The sequence below is a fragment of the Bosea sp. BIWAKO-01 genome, from assembly GCF_001748145.1.
In the GTDB taxonomy this organism is placed as follows: domain Bacteria; phylum Pseudomonadota; class Alphaproteobacteria; order Rhizobiales; family Beijerinckiaceae; genus Allobosea.
On record NZ_BCQA01000001.1, the window covers coordinates 5,572,306 to 5,589,633 of the forward strand.

General features: G+C 64.5%; 19 protein-coding genes. 10 read left to right on the plus strand and 9 right to left on the minus strand.

What is annotated here, in order from left to right; genetic code table 11:
• Positions 1-38 precede the first annotated feature (38 nt).
• The 3 genes from BIWAKO_RS25975 to BIWAKO_RS25985 all read left to right on the plus strand — a co-directional run bounded on the left by BIWAKO_RS25975 (position 39) and on the right by BIWAKO_RS25985 (position 930).
• Positions 39-260: a hypothetical protein gene (locus tag BIWAKO_RS25975; protein WP_069881112.1), complete on the plus strand. Its 222-nt coding sequence runs from the start codon at positions 39-41 to the stop codon at positions 258-260.
• A 69-nt stretch (positions 261-329) separates the two neighbouring features.
• Entirely contained in the window at positions 330-590 is a 261-nt protein-coding gene (locus BIWAKO_RS25980; RefSeq protein WP_069882796.1) for a hypothetical protein, read from the plus strand.
• A 31-nt stretch (positions 591-621) separates the two neighbouring features.
• Complete coding sequence (locus BIWAKO_RS25985; protein ID WP_069881113.1) at positions 622-930, plus strand: hypothetical protein; 309 nt, start codon at positions 622-624, stop codon at positions 928-930.
• A 47-nt stretch (positions 931-977) separates the two neighbouring features.
• On the opposite strand, the gene BIWAKO_RS25990 is transcribed toward BIWAKO_RS25985, so the two are convergent.
• Genes BIWAKO_RS25990 through BIWAKO_RS26000 form a run of 3 tightly spaced genes read right to left on the minus strand, consistent with a single transcriptional unit; the run spans position 978 to position 4,362 of the window.
• A complete protein-coding gene (locus tag BIWAKO_RS25990; protein WP_084651832.1) occupies positions 978-2,237 on the minus strand; it encodes an SAM-dependent methyltransferase in 1,260 nt (419 codons plus the stop codon).
• Positions 2,234-3,037, minus strand: a complete 804-nt coding sequence (locus BIWAKO_RS25995) for a DUF1365 domain-containing protein (RefSeq protein WP_069881114.1) — start codon at positions 3,035-3,037, stop codon at positions 2,234-2,236. Before BIWAKO_RS25995 ends, BIWAKO_RS25990 begins: the two co-directional genes overlap by 4 nt.
• Complete coding sequence (locus BIWAKO_RS26000; protein WP_069881115.1) at positions 3,034-4,362, minus strand: NAD(P)/FAD-dependent oxidoreductase; 1,329 nt, start codon at positions 4,360-4,362, stop codon at positions 3,034-3,036. Before BIWAKO_RS26000 ends, BIWAKO_RS25995 begins: the two co-directional genes overlap by 4 nt.
• A gap of 161 nt (positions 4,363-4,523) precedes the next feature.
• Between BIWAKO_RS26000 and BIWAKO_RS26005 the strand changes: the two genes are divergently transcribed.
• From BIWAKO_RS26005 to BIWAKO_RS26030, 6 genes are all read left to right on the plus strand, one after another.
• Positions 4,524-5,126 (plus strand): hypothetical protein, encoded by a 603-nt coding sequence (locus tag BIWAKO_RS26005; protein ID WP_069881116.1) that lies wholly within the window; start codon positions 4,524-4,526, stop codon positions 5,124-5,126.
• 32 nt (positions 5,127-5,158) lie between these two features.
• Positions 5,159-5,530, plus strand: coding sequence for a DUF2147 domain-containing protein (locus BIWAKO_RS26010; protein WP_069881117.1), 372 nt, complete (start codon positions 5,159-5,161; stop codon positions 5,528-5,530).
• An 82-nt stretch (positions 5,531-5,612) separates the two neighbouring features.
• Complete coding sequence (locus tag BIWAKO_RS26015; RefSeq protein ID WP_244523548.1) at positions 5,613-6,182, plus strand: sigma-70 family RNA polymerase sigma factor; 570 nt, start codon at positions 5,613-5,615, stop codon at positions 6,180-6,182.
• A complete protein-coding gene (locus BIWAKO_RS26020) occupies positions 6,179-6,805 on the plus strand; it encodes a ChrR family anti-sigma-E factor (RefSeq protein ID WP_069881118.1) in 627 nt (208 codons plus the stop codon). Before BIWAKO_RS26015 ends, BIWAKO_RS26020 begins: the two co-directional genes overlap by 4 nt.
• Entirely contained in the window at positions 6,802-7,605 is an 804-nt protein-coding gene (locus BIWAKO_RS26025) for a DUF1295 domain-containing protein (RefSeq protein ID WP_069881119.1), read from the plus strand. The genes BIWAKO_RS26020 and BIWAKO_RS26025 overlap by 4 nt, the downstream gene beginning before the upstream one ends.
• Positions 7,602-8,624 carry an SAM-dependent methyltransferase gene (locus BIWAKO_RS26030; protein ID WP_069881120.1) on the plus strand — a complete coding sequence of 341 codons (1,023 nt, stop codon included), beginning with the start codon at positions 7,602-7,604 and terminating at the stop codon, positions 8,622-8,624. Before BIWAKO_RS26025 ends, BIWAKO_RS26030 begins: the two co-directional genes overlap by 4 nt.
• 30 nt (positions 8,625-8,654) lie before the next feature.
• Here the strand turns inward: BIWAKO_RS26030 and BIWAKO_RS26035 are convergent, their stop codons facing one another.
• The 6 genes from BIWAKO_RS26035 to BIWAKO_RS26060 form a co-directional block, all read right to left on the minus strand.
• The gene (locus BIWAKO_RS26035; RefSeq protein WP_069882799.1) at positions 8,655-9,065 is read right to left on the minus strand and encodes a DUF2177 family protein; all 411 of its coding nucleotides are present in this window, start codon (positions 9,063-9,065) and stop codon (positions 8,655-8,657) included.
• Positions 9,066-9,255: 190 nt separating this feature from the next.
• On the minus strand, positions 9,256-9,990 hold the full coding sequence (locus BIWAKO_RS26040) for an outer membrane protein (RefSeq protein WP_069882800.1): 735 nt from the start codon (positions 9,988-9,990) through the stop codon (positions 9,256-9,258).
• 323 nt (positions 9,991-10,313) lie between these two features.
• Positions 10,314-11,255: a GGDEF domain-containing protein gene (locus tag BIWAKO_RS26045; protein ID WP_069881121.1), complete on the minus strand. Its 942-nt coding sequence runs from the start codon at positions 11,253-11,255 to the stop codon at positions 10,314-10,316.
• Positions 11,256-11,597: 342 nt separating this feature from the next.
• Positions 11,598-12,185, minus strand: coding sequence for a hypothetical protein (locus tag BIWAKO_RS26050; RefSeq protein ID WP_069881122.1), 588 nt, complete (start codon positions 12,183-12,185; stop codon positions 11,598-11,600).
• Between the two features lie 366 nt (positions 12,186-12,551).
• The gene (gene ald, locus BIWAKO_RS26055; RefSeq protein WP_069881123.1) at positions 12,552-13,673 is read right to left on the minus strand and encodes an alanine dehydrogenase; all 1,122 of its coding nucleotides are present in this window, start codon (positions 13,671-13,673) and stop codon (positions 12,552-12,554) included.
• A gap of 148 nt (positions 13,674-13,821) precedes the next feature.
• Positions 13,822-14,457 (minus strand): DUF1989 domain-containing protein, encoded by a 636-nt coding sequence (locus tag BIWAKO_RS26060; protein ID WP_069881124.1) that lies wholly within the window; start codon positions 14,455-14,457, stop codon positions 13,822-13,824.
• 230 nt (positions 14,458-14,687) lie between these two features.
• Between BIWAKO_RS26060 and ligD the strand changes: the two genes are divergently transcribed.
• Positions 14,688-17,309 carry a DNA ligase D gene (gene ligD, locus BIWAKO_RS26065; RefSeq protein WP_069881125.1) on the plus strand — a complete coding sequence of 874 codons (2,622 nt, stop codon included), beginning with the start codon at positions 14,688-14,690 and terminating at the stop codon, positions 17,307-17,309.
• Positions 17,310-17,328: the final 19 nt, after the last annotated feature.

Sequence of the window (17,328 nt, forward strand, 5' to 3'; positions counted from 1 at the left end):
GAAGGCGCGCAATGGATCGAACATTGAGGGACCATGTCATGACAACAAAGTATAAGGCAGGCGATGTCATCAGCCTGGTCTTCGGCTTCCTCGACAGGACCGGCCTCGGACAATACGAGATTCTGCGGGTGCTTCCGGCGAGCGAAAACGGACAGCGGCAATACCGGGTTCGAGGAGCCGATGGTCACGAACGCGCCATCGAAGAGTTCCAGATCCGGGCCGGCGTGACGCAAACGAACCATTTCGGCAATCTGAAATAGCCGAGGCGCCCCGAAGAGAGCCGAGCCGGCGGCCCTGATACCCCTGGCAGGGAATGACAGGTGCGGATCATGACGGACCGGACCACCGAAACGGAGATCACGTTCAGCCATCCCTTCAGGTTGAGCGCGCTGTCGGATCCTCAGCCGGCCGGAACCTATCGCGTCGTCACCGACGAGGAAGAGATCGTGGGCGTGTCGTTCCGGGCCTTCCGCCGGACAGCCACGATGCTGCAGATCCCGGCCATCGAATTTTCACGCGGTTCCTCGCAGATCATCCTCGTGGACCCGATCGAACTGACTGCCGCCCTGGAGAAGGATAAGCAGGCCTAGTCACGCCTATGAACCGTGAAGTGAAACGATCATGCGTTATCTCGGTGGAATCTCGGGGCGAGGCGCCCTGATGAGCAACGGCATCAAGATCGGCCGTGCCTCCTACGATTTTGAAGGCTTTTTCCAGAATCCGATCGGAGTGACCAGCTGTGGGGAGGTTCGGCTGGCCTTTCCTGCTCTGAAGACCGTGTTCGGCCGCACGGATGTGCAGTTGCTGACCGATGATGGCCATCTCCTCGATCTCAGATTCTCCTATTGGGAATCTCCGCCGACGAGTGGCGCCGTCCATGTCGAGGTCACGGGAGATCTGCCGGCTACGCCGCAGGAATGGCGACATTGATCATCGCGCCTGCGATGATGATCGGCGAGGATCACTCAAAGGCCCGCTCATCCAGCCTGCGCTGCGGCGCATGGACTGCCGACCAACTTCAAGAGTCGGACATCTGTGGTGCCGGCGCGGAATCCGGCTTCGCAATAGCAGAGATAGTACTCCCAGAGCCGCCGGAACGGCTCATCGAAGCCGAGCGGAGCGATCTGCGCCCAGTGCCCGAGGAAGCGCTGGCGCCATTCCTTCAGCGTCTGGGCATAGCTCGCGCCGAACTGGTGACCGTCGTGGACGGCGAGACCGGCGCGGGCCACCTCCCGATCGAGGGCATGCACCGACGGCAGGCAGCCGCCGGGGAAGATATAGCGCTGGATGAAGTCGGTGCCATCGGCATAGGATCGGAACAACCCATCGTCGATGGTGATCGCCTGCAACACGGCACAGCCGCCAGCCCGCAGCGACATCTGCAATTTCGCGAAGAAGGCAGGCCAATAGGCCATGCCGACGGCCTCGATCATCTCGATCGACACGATGCGGTCGAATTGCCCGGCCACATCCCGATAATCCTGAAGGCGCAGGGAGACCCGGTCGGCAAGGCCGGCCGCGCCGATCCGCTCCTGCGCGAAGGCGAGCTGTGCGGGTGACAATGTGATCGCCGTCACCTGGCAGCCCTCGCGGGCGAGCCGCTCCGCGAGTGCGCCCCAGCCGCAGCCGATCTCCAGCACGTGCTCGCCGCCAGTCAGGGCCAGCATCTCGACGATCTTGTCGAGCTTGCGCTGCTGCGCCGATTCCAGCGTCTCCGCCGGGGCTGCGTAGAGCGCCGAGGAATAGGTCATGCTCGCATCGAGCCAGCGCCCGTAGAACGCATTGCCGAGATCGTAATGCGCCATGATGTTGCGCCGGCTGCCGGCGCGGGTGTTGGCGTTGAGCAGATGGCGCAGCTGGTTCAGCAGGCGGGCGAGCCATGTGCCGCAGATGAGCGTCCGGAGCGTCGCGTCGTTCTGGGCGCCGAGCTCGATCAGAGCGGTCAGATCCGGCGTTTCGAGATCGCCGTCGCGATAGGCTTCAGCCAGGCCGATATCGCCATCGAGCAGCAGGCGCCTGATCGCTCGCCAACGCCTGAGAACCATCGTCGCATGCGGCCCGGGCGCACCATGCCCGCTGCGGAGGCGCTCTCCTTCGGGCGTCACCACCGTCAGGCGACCGATCTCGATGCGCGAGAGCAACCGGCGCAGGAACCAGCGCGCAGATCCGAAGCCACGCGGCAGCGTGAGATGCTCCTCTGCGCCGGGATGGTGCCGTTCGGTGTCAGGCAGGCTCATGATTGCAGCTTTCCCTTCGAATGGCGAAGCAGCGCATCGCCAAGGCTGAGCGGCCGGTCCGGCGGCGGCGGGTGCGGCCATAGGGGAATGCGCTTGGCCAACAGGCGCAACGCATGCCAGTGGATCGCGGCGGTCACCTTCAGTGTGAGAAGCGGGTGGCTGACGAGCAGGCGCAGCAGCGCCCCGTCGCTGAGCTCGCGGCGCTTGCCGGTCAGCGCGGTGGCGATCAGGCGCCCCTCGTCGTCGTGGCCGTCGATGGCGACCGAAACGCACGCGCCCGGGGGTGAAACCTGGAACGCATAGCGCATCGCCGGCCCCAAGAAGGGCGAGACATGGAAGGCCTTCGGGGCCTCCTGTCGCAGCGGCGAGGCCTCCGCGAGGACAGGCGCAACGTAGCTGTGAATCTCGCCGAAGGTGTTGTGCACCTCGTAGATCGTGGCGCACAGGGCGCCGTCGCGCCGATAGCAGAAATAGGTGCTGAGCGGGTTGAAGGCGTATCCGAGGATGCGCGGCATCGTCAGCAGGCGGATCGCGCCGCCATCCCACGGGATTCCAGCGCTCGCCAGCGCCTCGTCGACCTGCTCCCGCAAGGGGCGGCCGCTGCGATCCCCATAATCGGAATCCCGGAAGGCATAGAGATTGAAGCGGTTGCGCGAGAAGACGCGAAGCTGCGCCGCGAGGCCGTCGATCTCGTCGAGGTCGAGCAGCAGCCAGAAGACACGGTAGGCCAGGGCATGGCGCCGCGGACGGAAGCGATGATGTCGGACACGGCCGACATAGAGGGAGGATTGCAGGGTCATGCGGCCCGCTCCTGCGCCGTCACGCGCGGGATGCGTCCTGACGCATCGGCGACCTGCCATGGCCGCCGAACGCCCCCCAACGCTTCGGCGACCGCGAGGCCCGCCTGAAGCCCGTCCTCATGGAAGCCCGCACCGAAATGGGCGCCGCAGAACCAGCTGCGCCGCTGACCCTGCAGCGCCCAGATCCGGGCCTGGGCCGCTAGAGCTGCGGCGTCGAATAGCGGGTGCTCGTAGGTTTCCTCGTGCAGGATCGCCCCGGCGTCCAGGATGTCCGGCGGATTGAGCGTCACGAAGAGGGGACGATCATCCGACAGGCCCTGAAGGCGGTTCATCCAATAGGTGACGGCGCAGGTCTCTTCCGGGCGACTGCGGTTTCCGAGATGGTTCCAACTGGCCCATGCCTGGCGGCGCTTCGGCATCAAGGCGGCGTCCCCGTGCAGGACAGCGCGATTGCGGCTGTACCGGAAGGCCCCGAGCGAGGCCGCTTCCGCGTCGCTGGGGTCGCAGATCAGCGCGAGCGCCTGATCGCCATGGGTCGCGAAGACGACCTGGTCGAAGCGTTCGCTCCAACCGTCGCCTGAAACCATGACGTCATTCGGCGACCGCCGGACCTGTCGCACCGCCGTACCGGTCCTGGTTTCGCCGGCGAAGGCGGCCCGTAGTTTTGCGACATAGACCGCGCTGCCGCCCGAAACCGTGCGCCAGACAGGCCTGTCGGTCAGCCGGAGCAAACCGTGATTATGGTGAAACCGCAGGAATGCGGCGGCCGGGTAGGACAGGATCTCGGCACAGGGCGCAGACCAGATGGCGGCCGCCATCGGCAACAGGTGATCGTCACGGAAGGCCCGGCCATATCGGCCATTGGCGAGATAGTCGCCAAGCGAGACGGCGTTCTCTGGGGCGGCTTGCGCGTCGATCGTCGCCTCGCGATAGAAGCGCCGGATGTCCTGAAGCATCGACCAGAAGCGCGGACTGACGAGGTTGCGACGCTGCGCGAACAGGCCCGCCAGACTCGTGCCGCCATATTCAAGATTGCCGCCGTCGAGCGAGACCGCAAACGACATCTCCGTCGGCTGGGTCGCGACCCCGAGATGCTCCATCAGCGCGACGAAATTCGGGTATGTCGCCCCATTATAGACGATGAAGCCGGTATCGACCGGCGTCTCGTCACCGTTCGGGCTGCGGATGGTCACGGTGTTGGCATGACCGCCGAGCCGCGGGGCGGCCTCGAACAGCACGACATCATGGGTTCGACCAAGCAGCCAGGCAGCCGAGAGGCCGGAGATGCCGCCGCCGATCACCGCGATTCTGGTTCGCTGCAGCATGCTCTGTCTCCCCGTCTCACAGTCGATATACGCGGCAGGGAGTGACCCGGATTTGTGGGTGGCCAGGAAAATGCCCGCCATTGGTGAGCCGGGGCGATGCCGCGCGCGTAAGACCAAGGGAGCCGAAGACGCCCCAGAAGAAGACGCCCGGGAGGTGAGCCATGACGGAGAGCAGGCTGAGCGGCGCAATCGCAGCCATCCGCCGCTATGCGGCCCATCGCGATCGGCGGGCCGCTCTCGCCAATACGGTCGCGCTCATCGTCGCGTCGAACCAGCCCTTCTATCCGCTCTATCTGTACTGGGCTGTGTCGCAGACGATCTGGCCGGCTTCCGTGAGCTTTCTGTCGACGCCGTTCTTCCTCGCGGTTCCCGCACTGATGCGGCGCAGTCCCCTGCTCGGCAAGACGACCCTGGTTCTGGCCGGCGTCGGAAACACCCTGCTCTGCCAGATGGTCTTCGGCACAGCCTCGGGCGTGGACATCTTCCTGCTGCCTTGCATCGCGCTCGCAGCGCTTCTGTTCAGGCGGGCTGAGCGAGTGGTCGCCTTGGCCCTCGTCGCGGCCGCCTTCGCCGTCTACCTGGCGCCGGGTGGGCTTCTTGGGGAACCCGCCCATGTCTACGGCGTCGACGAATACGCCGCCTTCCGGCGTCTGAACTTTATCAGCGGAGCGACGTTGACCGCGCTGATAGCGCTGCTGTTCGCCCATGCCTTCGACGATGCGAATGCGCAGCCCGATGAAACCGATGGGCCTCGAAGGACGTAGGCAGGTTTTAGGGAACGCGAAAGGGTCTTGCGATGACGAGTACTCGCACCGTCCTGATCATCGTCGCCATGACCGCGGCACCGGCCGCGGGAGCGGCCGAGCTCAACGGCACCTGGCTGCGCGATGACGGCAATGCGCGCGTGCGCATCGCGCCCTGTGGCGACAATGTCTGTGCGACCAATCTCTGGATCGGCGACACCAGCAAGGGCGAGGCGGTGGGCGACAGGCTCATCATGACGCTGGCCCGCCAGGCCGACGGCAGCTTTTCCGGCACGGCCTACGATCCCAAGCGCGACTGGAGCTATTCCATGACGATCAAGGCGACGGCGCGCGTGCTGAGCACTCATGGCTGCGTGCTCGGCGGGCTGCTCTGTCGCAACGTGAACTGGAAGGCCGCCGAGTGATCCGCAAGGCGGCGGCGCCCGTAGATGGAGCATGGTTACCGCGCTCGCCCTGAGAGTCGATGAGATGCGCCGGGCGAGAACGGTGGCGCAGAGAGGTCGGTTCGTTACCTTGTTCGACCCCAACGCACTCATCGCCGCGATTGCGCGCTCGGGCGACCGGGCCGCGTTTGCCGCGCTGTTCGACCATTTCGCCCCGCGGGTGAAGGGCCTTCTGATGAAGGGTGGTGCCCCGGCCGATCTGGCCGAGGACATGGCGCAGGAAACCCTGCTCGCCGTCTGGCGCAAGGCAGCGCTGTTCGACCCCGCCAAGGCCAGCGCCGGAACCTGGATCGCCACGATCGCGCGCAATCTGCGCATCGACGTCGCCAGGCGTGAGACACGCTCGCGCTTGTCGCAGATCTACGAAATTATCGACGAGGACGGACCGGAGCAGCCCGATGACGTCGTCTCCGGAGCGCAGCGCGACGCGCGCGTACGGGCCGCGATGACCGACCTGTCGCCCGATCAATACCGCGTCATCGAGCTCGCCTTCCTCGAGGGCTTCACCCATCAGGACGTAGCGCAGCGCCTCGCCATCCCGCTCGGCACGGTCAAATCCCGATTGCGGCTGGCCCTGTCGCATCTGCGCGGAAAGCTGGAGGATCTGCGATGAGGGCTGGACATCGCCCCTCGGACGAGACGCTTGCCGCCTTCGCCACCGGTGGATTGGACGAAGGTCTCGCGCTGGTCGTCGCAGCCCATATCGAGGCCGACGCGCAAAGCCGGCGTCGCCTGCGGGACCTCCAGTCGTTGCAAGGCGGGCTTCTCGACGCCATCGACCCTGTCCCGATGCAGGCAGCCGCCGCCGACGTGCTCGCCCGGGGTGCTATTCCGCAGCCTCCGCAACGACCAGCCGGTGCATCGGACCCGGGATTGCCACGCGTCCTGCGGCCCTATGCCCTCGGCGCCTGGCGGCCGATCGGCATCAGGATCGCGATGCGCCGCGTCGAGGTTCCGGGCGCCGAAGCGCGGGTCTTCCTGCTGCGCGCCGGGCCAGGTGTCACCCTGCCGCATCACAAGCACAGCGGGCTGGAATGGACGACCATTCTGTCGGGCGCCTATGAGCACGAATATGGTCGCTATGCCGCCGGGGATTTCGACGAGGCGGATGCAGAGCACGATCACACGCCCCGCGTCGATCCGACCGAGGGCTGTACCTGTATCGCGGCCGTGACCGGCGAGGTCCTGTTTCAAGGCTGGCTCGGGCGGCTGCTGCAGCCGTTGGTGCGGTTGTGACGGCGGTCTCCTTTGCGGCGGCGCTGGCCTTTGCGGCGTTGGCAATGTCGGGGGCCATGGCCCTGGCGGCGATCATCGAACGGAGCAGCGGCAATTCCGGCTGGATCGACGTGGTCTGGACCTTCGGTCTCGGCCTGACCGGCGTGCTCGGCGCGCTCCTGCCGTTCGGCGATGGCCCGATCGCGCGGCGGGCACTCGTGGCAGGCCTGGCGCTGGCCTGGGCCTTGCGGCTCGGCCTCCATATCGCCAGACGAACGCGCGGCATCACGCAGGACCCGCGCTATGCCAGGCTGAAGCAGGACTGGGGCGCCCAGGCCAATATCCGCATGGTGCAGCTGCTTCAGATGCAGGCGCTGGCGAGCATTCCGCTCGCGCTCGGCATGATCCTCGCCGCCCATAGCCCCTCGCCCGCGCTCACCTGGCGGGACGCAGCCGCGACCGTGATCTTCCTGGTCGGGATTGTCGGCGGCGGCATCGCCGATGCGCAGCTTCGGGCCTTCACGCGCTCGGGCAAGACTGGCCTCTGCGATCAAGGCCTCTGGGGCTGGTCCCGCCATCCCAATTACTTCTTCGAGTGCGTGCTCTGGTGCAGCTATGCGGTGATCGCCCCCGCCACCTCCTATCCCTGGGGCTGGCTCGCCCTTCTTGCGCCGGCCAGCATCACCCTGCTGCTCGTGTGGATCTCCGGGATACCGCCGCTGGAGGAGCACATGCTTGCCAAGCACGGCGCGGCCTATCGCGCCTATCAGGCGCGGACCAGCGCGCTCCTCCCATTGCCACCTGGAAAGGTGAAGCCATGACGATCATGCGCACACTCTCGAGCTGGGGCGAAGCCCTGCCGGTGCCGGATGCCTTGAGCCGCGTGGTGATCGGCTCCCTTGTGGCGCGGACCGACCGCGCACTCGCATCGGGGCAAGGCGATGCCGCCGCCTTCGCCCGTGCGATGGCGCAACGCCCCATCGCACAGCACACCGGCGCGGCCAATGCCCAGCACTACGAGGTACCCGCCGCCTTTTTCGAGCAGGTGCTCGGTCGGCGCCGCAAATATTCAAGCTGCTACTATCGCGGCTCCGGGGACAGCCTGGCCGAAGCGGAAGAGACGGCGCTTGCGCTCACAGCGGAGCATGCCGGGCTCGCAGATGGCCAGGATATCCTGGAACTCGGCTGCGGTTGGGGCTCGCTCTCGCTCTGGCTGGCGGAGCGACTGCCGACATCGCGCATCGTCTCTGTCTCGAACTCGGCCTCGCAGCGCGGCTATATCGAGGCGCAGGCCAAGGCGCGCGGGCTTGGCAACCTGCGGGTGGTCACCGCCGACATGAACGATTTCGCCACCCCGGAGCGTTTCGACCGCGTCGTCTCGGTCGAAATGTTCGAGCATATGGCGAACTGGCGCGCCCTGCTCGCGCGCACCAGGCATTGGCTGAAGCCGGACGGCAGGCTCTTCATCCATGTCTTCGCCCATGCCCGGGGCTGTTATCATTTCGACGTCGCCGACAGTGCCGACTGGATCGCCCAGCATTTCTTTACGGGTGGCCTGATGCCGAGCGTGCAGCTCGCGCATCAGTTCCCGGACCTCTTCGCCGTCGAGGAGGAGTGGCGCTGGAGCGGCGAGCACTATCGCCGCACGGCCGAGCATTGGCTCGGCAATTTCGACCTCAATCTGCCTGTCATCCGCCCAATCCTGCGCGAGGTCTACGGCCAGGATGCAGCGCTCTGGTGCCGGCGCTGGCGCCTGTTCTTCCTGGCGACCAGCGGTCTCTTCGGCCATGCCGGCGGCGATGTCTGGGGCGTCAGCCACTATCGGCTGAAGCCGGCCTAGTCCCTGCCGGAGGCGGCCATCCCAGGAAAGCTAACCAAGGCCGCCCTCGATCCGGCGCACCGCAACAAAGGCGATCCAGGTGCAGAACCCGACCACGACCGTGCCATAGGCGAGGTCGGCCAGGGTGATCGTCAATGTCCATGCCCGCAGCGTGGCGTAATTTGTCAGGTCATAGGTCGCATAGGCCAGGAGGCCGATCAGCGCGCCGTTGATCAAGGCGGCTCGTCCCGATCCATCCTGCAGCGCCGGCATGAGAGCGAAATGTACCACGCCGAGCGGAAAGCCGAAATAGAACAGCACGGCAGGAAGATAGCGGATCTGGTCGAGAAGCCCCTCGCCCAGCGTCGGACGATAGAGTCGTGGCGTCATGGTGCTCAGCCAGATGGCATCGCAGAGTCCGAAGGCGACGAGAAATGCGATGTAGCCGGTGACGAAGCGCATGACGACCTCCCAAGGCTGCATGAACCTATACGGCGGCGGCCGCTCATCGGTTCTGCCGAAGGCCGGGCTTCGCGCGAAAGCCGCGTCGGGCGCCGGGCGATATGGCGCCCGGTCTGCCAGCTGCGAGGTCGAAGAAACGGAAACAGCCCGGCGCATGGGCCGGGCTGTTTGCAGATCCAGGATGCGCGGCTCAGAACTTGTAGTTCACACCGACGCGAACGATGCCGCCATTGCCGCCACCATTGGTGGTTGCCGTGTAGGTTCCGGCCGGGAGCACGCCGCCCGCGGGGTTTTCGAAGAACCTGTTCCGTCGGCCCTCGCCCGTATCGACGTAGAGGCCTTCGAGCTTGACCGTCCAGTTGTTGGTGAAGGCATATTCGACACCGCCGCCGATGGTCCAACCGGTATTGCTCGTCGTGTTGCCGGTCAGCGGGTTGCTGTTCAGCCCGCCATAGGCCAGGCCGCCGGTGATGTAGATCAGGGTCCGATCGATGGCGTAGCCGACGCGGGCGCGCACGGTGCCGAAATAGCCGCCGTCACCGCCGCCTCTGCCTGCCCACCAGGTGTACTGCCCCCACGACACATCGCCGCTCGAACCGACATACTGGATATCGGTCTCGAGACCGTAGACCCAGGCGCCGGACTGCCAGTTATAGCCGATCTGGCCGCCGCCGACGAAGGCGCCGTCGCCGCCACCGCCACTTAGAATTCCCGAGGAGCCAGCCGTCGGCCCGGTGACGATGACGTCACGCGAGCCGCCCCAGCCCACACCGGCGTTGAGACCGACGTAGAAGCCGGCCCAGGTAAAGACGGGAGCGTAGACGATCGGCGGAGGCGGCGCTTGGCGGCTGGGAAGATCGGCGGAGAAGGCAGACGTGGCCAGGCAGGTCGCAAGGACGGCGGTGGATGCAAGCCCTAGTCGCATGGTGTCCTCCGAGGTCAGCATTTCGGCTCACAATTGTTGCACAACAATCCACATCGGTGAACCTCAATAATCGGCCGTCCTTTACTGCAGGAATGGCCTGGTATTCCGATGGAGATGCTTTGGCCAACCATCCGATTCCAAACGTGGAATCTGTGCTGCCGACCGCATCCCGATGCGGCGGGCGCTTCACAGTCGCCACGCCCGCCGGGGCGATTTCAGTCCAGCTCAGGCCGTCATGGCCTGGCCGGGGCGCCTTCCAGATCATCCTCGCGGGACGGTGCGACCGATGGCGGTGTCTCTCGGCTGCAAATGAGAATTGCGCGCTACGGCGCGATCGATTGGGGGGATCGCTCGGCTTCGCCCTCGGCAGCGACAATGCAGTTTCGGCCTCTCGACTTGGCGGCATAGAGGGCTTTGTCGGCACGCGCGTACAGGCTCAGCGATACATCCGTCGGGTCTGTTTCGGCGATTCCTGCCGAGAAGGTGCAACGAAAATCGCCATGGCCGCCGAGCGGCCTCATCGCCCGAACGACGATGAGCATGCGTTCCAGGACCAGCGCGGCCTCGGCAGCGGATGTCCTGGGCATCACCAGGACGAACTCTTCGCCGCCGACCCGGCCAAAACAATCGGAGCGCCTGACATTCGCGTGGATCTCCTTCGCAAATCGACACAGGATTTCATCCCCGGCTGCGTGCCCGAAGCGATCGTTGATGACCTTGAAATGGTCGATGTCGAGAACGGCCAGGCAGCCCGTCAGCCGGCTGTCCAGGCGCCGCTGAAGCAGCATATCGTCGATCCGGGCCATCACGAACCGGCGGTTGGCGACCCCGGTCAGTTCGTCCGTGTACGAGGCCTTGACCGCGCTGTCCCGGGCCTGGCGCAGGGTTCTGTTGTCGGAATGGAGATCGGTCGTGACGCTTGCGATGCAGAGCATCCAACCGTCATCGCTGACCATCTCGGTCATCCAGAGCCACCGCCCGTCATGCAGATCGGTCTCGTAGGCGCGGTAACCGACCTTGCCTCGCCGCGACTGCGTCGAGATCAGCCATTCCTCGAAATTCGTGGTTCGAACGACCGTCCCCGTTTCCGCCGAAAAATTCCGGCGCATGATCTCCGACCATGTCGGATCCTCTCTGGGGCGGATCGAATAGGCCTGGCGAAAGGCTCGGTTCGCCTTTCGAAGCCGGTCGAACTGGTCATACAGGGCGACCAGGACCGGGGAGCCCTCAAGCATCTCAATGAGCTGTTGAGTCGTCTCGTCCATCGATCGGGAACCTAACACGTTACCGGGAGGGGAAGCAGCCCTTCACCCGACGAATGACCGCCCCGGTTTCTGTCCGATGAGCACGGCTTCGCTGGAAAGGAACTGCCGAACAGGCAGGCGAGCAGAGGTTTGCAGCATAAGGCCAGTAAGCAGTGACGACGGCTCACCGTACCCAACCCTCGCACCGCCGATCAACCAGCCTTTTGCCGGGCAGCGGTTGAACCTCTTGCTGCAGGCTTTACAGGCGCCCTGGCTCCGGCACTGACACGCAATGCTGCCATGAGGTCGTCCGCCGGTCGCGACCCGGGTTGTTCCGGCTGAAGCGCCAATCGCGCCGCGTCGTCACTGCATGGTGTGGACGATGCGCCCGATCCAATAGCCCTGATAGGCAAGATGCACGGCAGCCATGGACATCTGGACCCAACGTTGCGCGAAAACACAGGCAACGAGACAGAGAGCCAGGCCAATCGGCACCTGGATCAGGTAATCGCCGCTCAGCTGGGTCCAGCGCTCCGTGCCCTTGATCAGGGTATCGATCACATCGAGAACGAAGGACGTCGCCATGAGGCCGAAGAACCAGCGCCGCCGGTTGATGAAGAAGTCTTCGTAGCCGGCATATTCAGCGACGTTGTCCGGAAACAGCAGCGCCGACAGCAAATAGAGCACGATGGCATAGCCGATCAGGAAGATGTAGACGCCGAAGCTCCAGTTGGGGATGCGCGACAGCCCGAATTCCCACCACCAGAACAGCACGAGTTCCAGCAGGATCGAGCCGACCCAGAGCATGTGAAGCATCGAGACGCGATAACGATCGGGATGCTGGATGAAACCGGCGATGCCAGTCAGCATCCGGGTGATGCCGAGGCCGATGATCATGCCCATTACGATGCGGACATGGGGAAAAAGTTCATGCGGCGCGACGTTATCCATCGCGTGTGATTAGAACATCCGGCCGGAAAATGGAATCCGGCTCAGCTCCAAAGCGGACCTTTCATTTTTGCCTTGAAGTGTTTGAAATCACGTCTGAAACCGGAATCGCTTCTTTCCAGAAGGACTGGCCCTGCTTCCGGGGCAATGCATGCATCGCCTACCCCGGATCACTTGGTTTTGATCAGAACGACGCGAGCGTTGCTGGCCAAGGACTCCTTACTGCCAGTGTACCGGGCCGTTGCCACGATTGCAGACGTGTTGTCCGATCGTTTCGCGCTGTGCACGCCGTGCTGCCCCAGGGCGAAGATTCCCCCGCAACCACTGCCGCGCCGAGGCTTCTCCGTTGCACGGGAACCTTGCTTGCGCTCATTCGCGTTCGATCACCGTGAGAGGCTCGTCGAAGGGCAGGCCTTGAGCCCTTGCCACAGGCTCGCAGGTGACCTGCCCGAAGCATATATTGAGGCCTTGGCGCAAATGGGGGTCCTGCCTCAAGGCCTCACGCCAGCCGTGATTGGCTATGGCCAGCACGAAGGGCAATGTCGCGTTGTTGAGCGCGAAGGTGGATGTGCGAGCGACTGCGCCGGGCATGTTGGCCACGCAATAATGCACGACCCCATCGACGATATAGGTCGGGTCGGAATGCGTGGTGGCCCGAGATGTTTCGAAACAGCCGCCCTGATCGATGGCCACATCCACGACGACGGCGCCCTTCTTCATGGTGCGGATCATAGCGTGGCTGACCAGCTTGGGTGCCGACGCGCCAGGGATCAGCACCGCACCAATCACCAGATCCGCTTGCCTGACGAGTTCTTCAATCGCCGCCTGCGTCGAAAAGACGGTGGTAATCGCATTGCCGAACTGGGTGGCCAGGCGCTTCAGCGGCTCTGCTGACCGGTCCACGACCGTGACCTGCGCTCCCATGCCAATGGCGATGGTCGCCGCATGGGTGCCCGACACGCCTCCGCCGAGAATCACGACGGACGCTGCCGGGACACCCGGCACGCCACCCAGCAGGATGCCGCGCCCCCCTTGGGCCTTCTCCAGCGCATGTGCCCCGACCTGCGGTGCGAGTCTGCCCGCCACCTCGGACATCGGCGCCAGAAGCGGCAGGCTGCCGGAGGGTGAAGTGACTGTCTCGTAGGCGATACAGATCGCCTTGGATTGAATGAGATCGCGGGTCTGCGCAGGATCGGGAGCAAGGTGCAGATAGGTGAACAGGATCTGTCCGGGCCGCAGACGCTTCCGCTCCTGGGCCAGAGGTTCCTTGACCTTCACCACCATCTCGGCTTCTGCGAATATTCTCTCCGGGCCGTCGACTATCTTGGCGCCGACCGCGACGTAATCCTCATCGGTGATGCCGGCACCAAGACCTGCGCCCGACTGGACCATGACCTGATGACCATGATGGACCAGCTCCCGGACGGATGAGGGGACGAGCCCGGTACGCGCTTCGTTGTCCTTGATTTCGCAGGGCACGCCGACGAGCATGGAATTCTCCTCCCATGGAGCCAGGGCCTTTATGTTTGGCCCATAGTGCGCGTTTGATTGCGCAGCTGGCATGATCATTCACCAGCTCGCGCTCGATCATTGCGTCAAATGGGCCCGCTGGCCAGTGCACGACAATCTGGTCACCCCATCACCAAGAGCGTGGGCTGCGAACGACTTCGATCTCGATTTCTGTACAGCACTCGCCGTTCGTTGGATGGAAATCGACGGAGCATGCCGTAACGACCAGGAGAAGATCGCACTCGGCGCGAACGGTGACATACCCGCCAGGCGGGTTGATCGACGGGAGAACCTCAAGCCGACCGTCTGGTTGCGGAGGCGAGTTTTGGAACAGGTCGACCGGATCGGGTACGAAAGGTAGCGCGACGCCCTCCTCCTGAAGTGCCAGGAGCAGGTTGTCCCTGCAATTTGGGTGATCGTACAGCCCGGCCCGCTCGTAGAGCTCACGGTTGCAGGCGGGAAACAGCATGTCGTGCGGACCGGGTGATCCGTCCTCGACCAATGTCAGCAACGGAACGCCGCGGTCGCTGTAGAAGCGCTCTCCGACCTTCGGAAACAAGCGCTCATTGATGTCTCGGGTCTGGGCCGTGCTCAGCCAGTCGAGTTGGGGCGAGGTGACGAAGGCCCAGAGATCGGCGACCTGCTGCCCCTTCGGATCGACGATGCGGATGATATCGCCATCCGATACGCGAACTGACCGTCCGGATTGAGCCGGAACGACGATCGACAGGTCGCCTGGCTCAAGCTTCACAGAATTCGACTGCATTCCAGATCCTCATTCCGGCTCATCCTAAGGTGCCGGTGTTAATCGACGATCAGGATGGCTTGTTCATGGTTCGGAGCGCGCGATGGCGCTTCATCTGGACCGCACGCGCCCCTTGCGTCGCAGGTCTCGCAGTTTCGGAACAATCATTTCCCGCGCCTGTTCCTGTGTTGTCTTGCGCGGAGAGCCGACAGAGCGTGCATCTTGCTTCAGCCGCGAACGCGGAGAGTCACTTGGAAAAGCTCAAGGCATATCGTCAGAAGCGCGATTTCAAGAAGACCAGGGAGCCTGACGGAGACGCTGCGGTTTCGAAATCGAACCGCCTGCGCTTCGTCATCCAGAAGCATGATGCGACCAGGCTTCATTATGATCTGCGCCTGGAACTGGACGGGGTCTTCAAGTCCTGGGCGGTCACTAAGGGTCCATCGCTTGATCCTGGCGACAAGCGCCTCGCAGTCGAGGTGGAAGATCACCCCCTGCCCTATGGGGATTTCGAAGGGACCATACCCAAGGGGCAATATGGTGGGGGGACGGTCCTGCTCTGGGATCGCGGCTACTGGCAGCCGGAGGGCAAGATCAGCCCGGAGCGCCAACTGGAAAAGGGCGAACTCAAGTTCGCCCTGGACGGCGAGCGCCTCCATGGCAGCTTTGTCCTCGTTCGGATGCGTCATGACCGCGACGGCGGCAAGCGCACCAACTGGCTTCTGATCAAGCACCGGGACGCGCATTCCGTGGATGGCGACGGTGATGCGGTCTTGAAGGCCGACACGTCCGTTGCCTCCGGCCGCAGCATGGACGCGATCGCGGCCGGAAAGGGGCGCTCGCCCAAGCCATTCCTCCTCGCGAAGGACGCCCTCGCCGCTGACGCCGAATGGGACAGCCGGAAGGGTCTGGCCGCGCAGCACAGGCGAAGCCCGGAACGGTCTGGATCGCCCAAGGGATCTCGCCCGGGCCCCATGCCGCCGTTCATCGCGCCGCAGCTATGCCGAAGTGTCGAGCGCCCCGCCAATGGTGGCGGGTGGGTGCATGAGATCAAGTTCGATGGCTATCGCATCCAGATGCGGATCCAGGGCGGGACAGTCACGCTCAAGACCCGAAAGGGGCTCGACTGGACCTCCCGATTTGAAACGATCGCAAAGGCGGGAGAGAGCCTGCCGGATGCCATCATCGATGGCGAGATCGTCGCGCTCGACAAGCAGGGCACGCCGGATTTTGCCGCCCTCCAGGCCGCTATTTCGGAGAGCAGGACGGAGGATCTGATTTTCTTCGCCTTCGACATGCTGTTCAACGTCGGGGCCGATCTCCGCGAACTGCCACTCCTGCAGCGCAAGGAGCGGCTGAAGGAGACCCTCGACGACCACGGCGACGGCATCATCCTGCGCTATGTCGAGCATTTCGAGACCGGCGGCGACGCCGTCCTGAAATCGGCCTGCCAACTCTCCCTGGAAGGCATCGTCTCGAAGGCGGTCGATGCGCCCTATATGTCAGGGCGTAGCAACAGCTGGACGAAGGCCAAATGCCGCGCCGGGCATGAGGTCGTGATCGGCGGATGGTCGACGACAGCCGGCAAATTCAAGTCGCTGCTGGTCGGCGTCAATCGAGGGTCGGATCTCGTCTATATCGGACGGGTGGGCACGGGCTACAGCGCCGCCAAGGTGCAGGCGCTGTTGCCAAAGCTGAAGGCGGCGGCGGCGACAGCCTCGCCCTTCAAAGGGGCCGGCTCTCCAAAGCGCGAGCCCGGGGTCAACTGGTTGAAGCCCGAACTTGTCGCGGAGATCGAGTTTGCCGGATGGACCGGGGATGGCATGGCTCGTCAGGCCGCCTTCAAGGGATTGCGGGAAGACAAACCCGCCGACGAAGTGGAAACCGACCTCCCCGCCGATCCGGAAGACACCGAAACGCCGCAGCCGAAACCGGCATCCCCGCGCCGTCGGGGTGAAAGGGCCACTGTCATGGGAGTCGGCATCAGCCACCCCGAGAAGATCTTGTGGCCGAATGCGGGGGATGATCGGCCCGTCTCCAAGCAGGACCTGGCCGAATATTTCGCCGCGGTGGGCGACTGGATGATACCGCATATCAAGGGCCGGCCCTGTTCGATCGTGCGCGCGCCCGATGGAATTACGGGCGAGATGTTCTTCCAGCGCCACGCCGGCATGGGAACTTCGAACCTGTTCGAACTCGTCCGGGTCTTTGGCGACAAGAAGCCCTATCTCCAGATCGATCGGATCGAGGCGCTGGCGGCGGCCGCCCAGATCGGCGGCATCGAGCTTCACCCCTGGAACTGCATGCCCGGTGATCCGGAGACGCCGGGTCGCCTGGTCTTCGATCTCGATCCGGGGCCGGGCGTGACATTCGGCGAGGTGATCGAGGCCGCAAGGCAGATGCGCGAACGGCTGGATGCGCTTGGACTGGTCAGCTTCTGCAAGACCACAGGCGGCAAGGGACTGCATGTCGTCACGCCCTTGGCCGCTGGAAAGCGCAACAAGGTCGAGTGGCCTGCGGCGAAGGATTTCGCCCGCCAGATCTGCGCGCAACTCGCCGCCGATCAGCCGTCACGCTACGTGGTCAACATGGCCAAGCGTCTCAGAAATGGCCGCATCTTCCTCGACTATCTGCGAAATGACCGCATGGCGACGGCGGTCGCCCCCCTGTCGCCGCGGGCAAGGCCAGGCGCTCAGGTGTCGATGCCGCTGACTTGGCCGCAGGTCAAAGCCGACCTCGACCCCAAGCGCTTTACCGTGCGGACCGTGCCGGGCCTGCTGACGAGGACCGAGGCTTGGGAAGGCTACGACGACGCGGCAGGCTCGCTCTTCGACGCGATCAAGAAGCTGGGCACGCGCGCCACGGCAGCCTGACGGGGGCCGATAAGCGGCG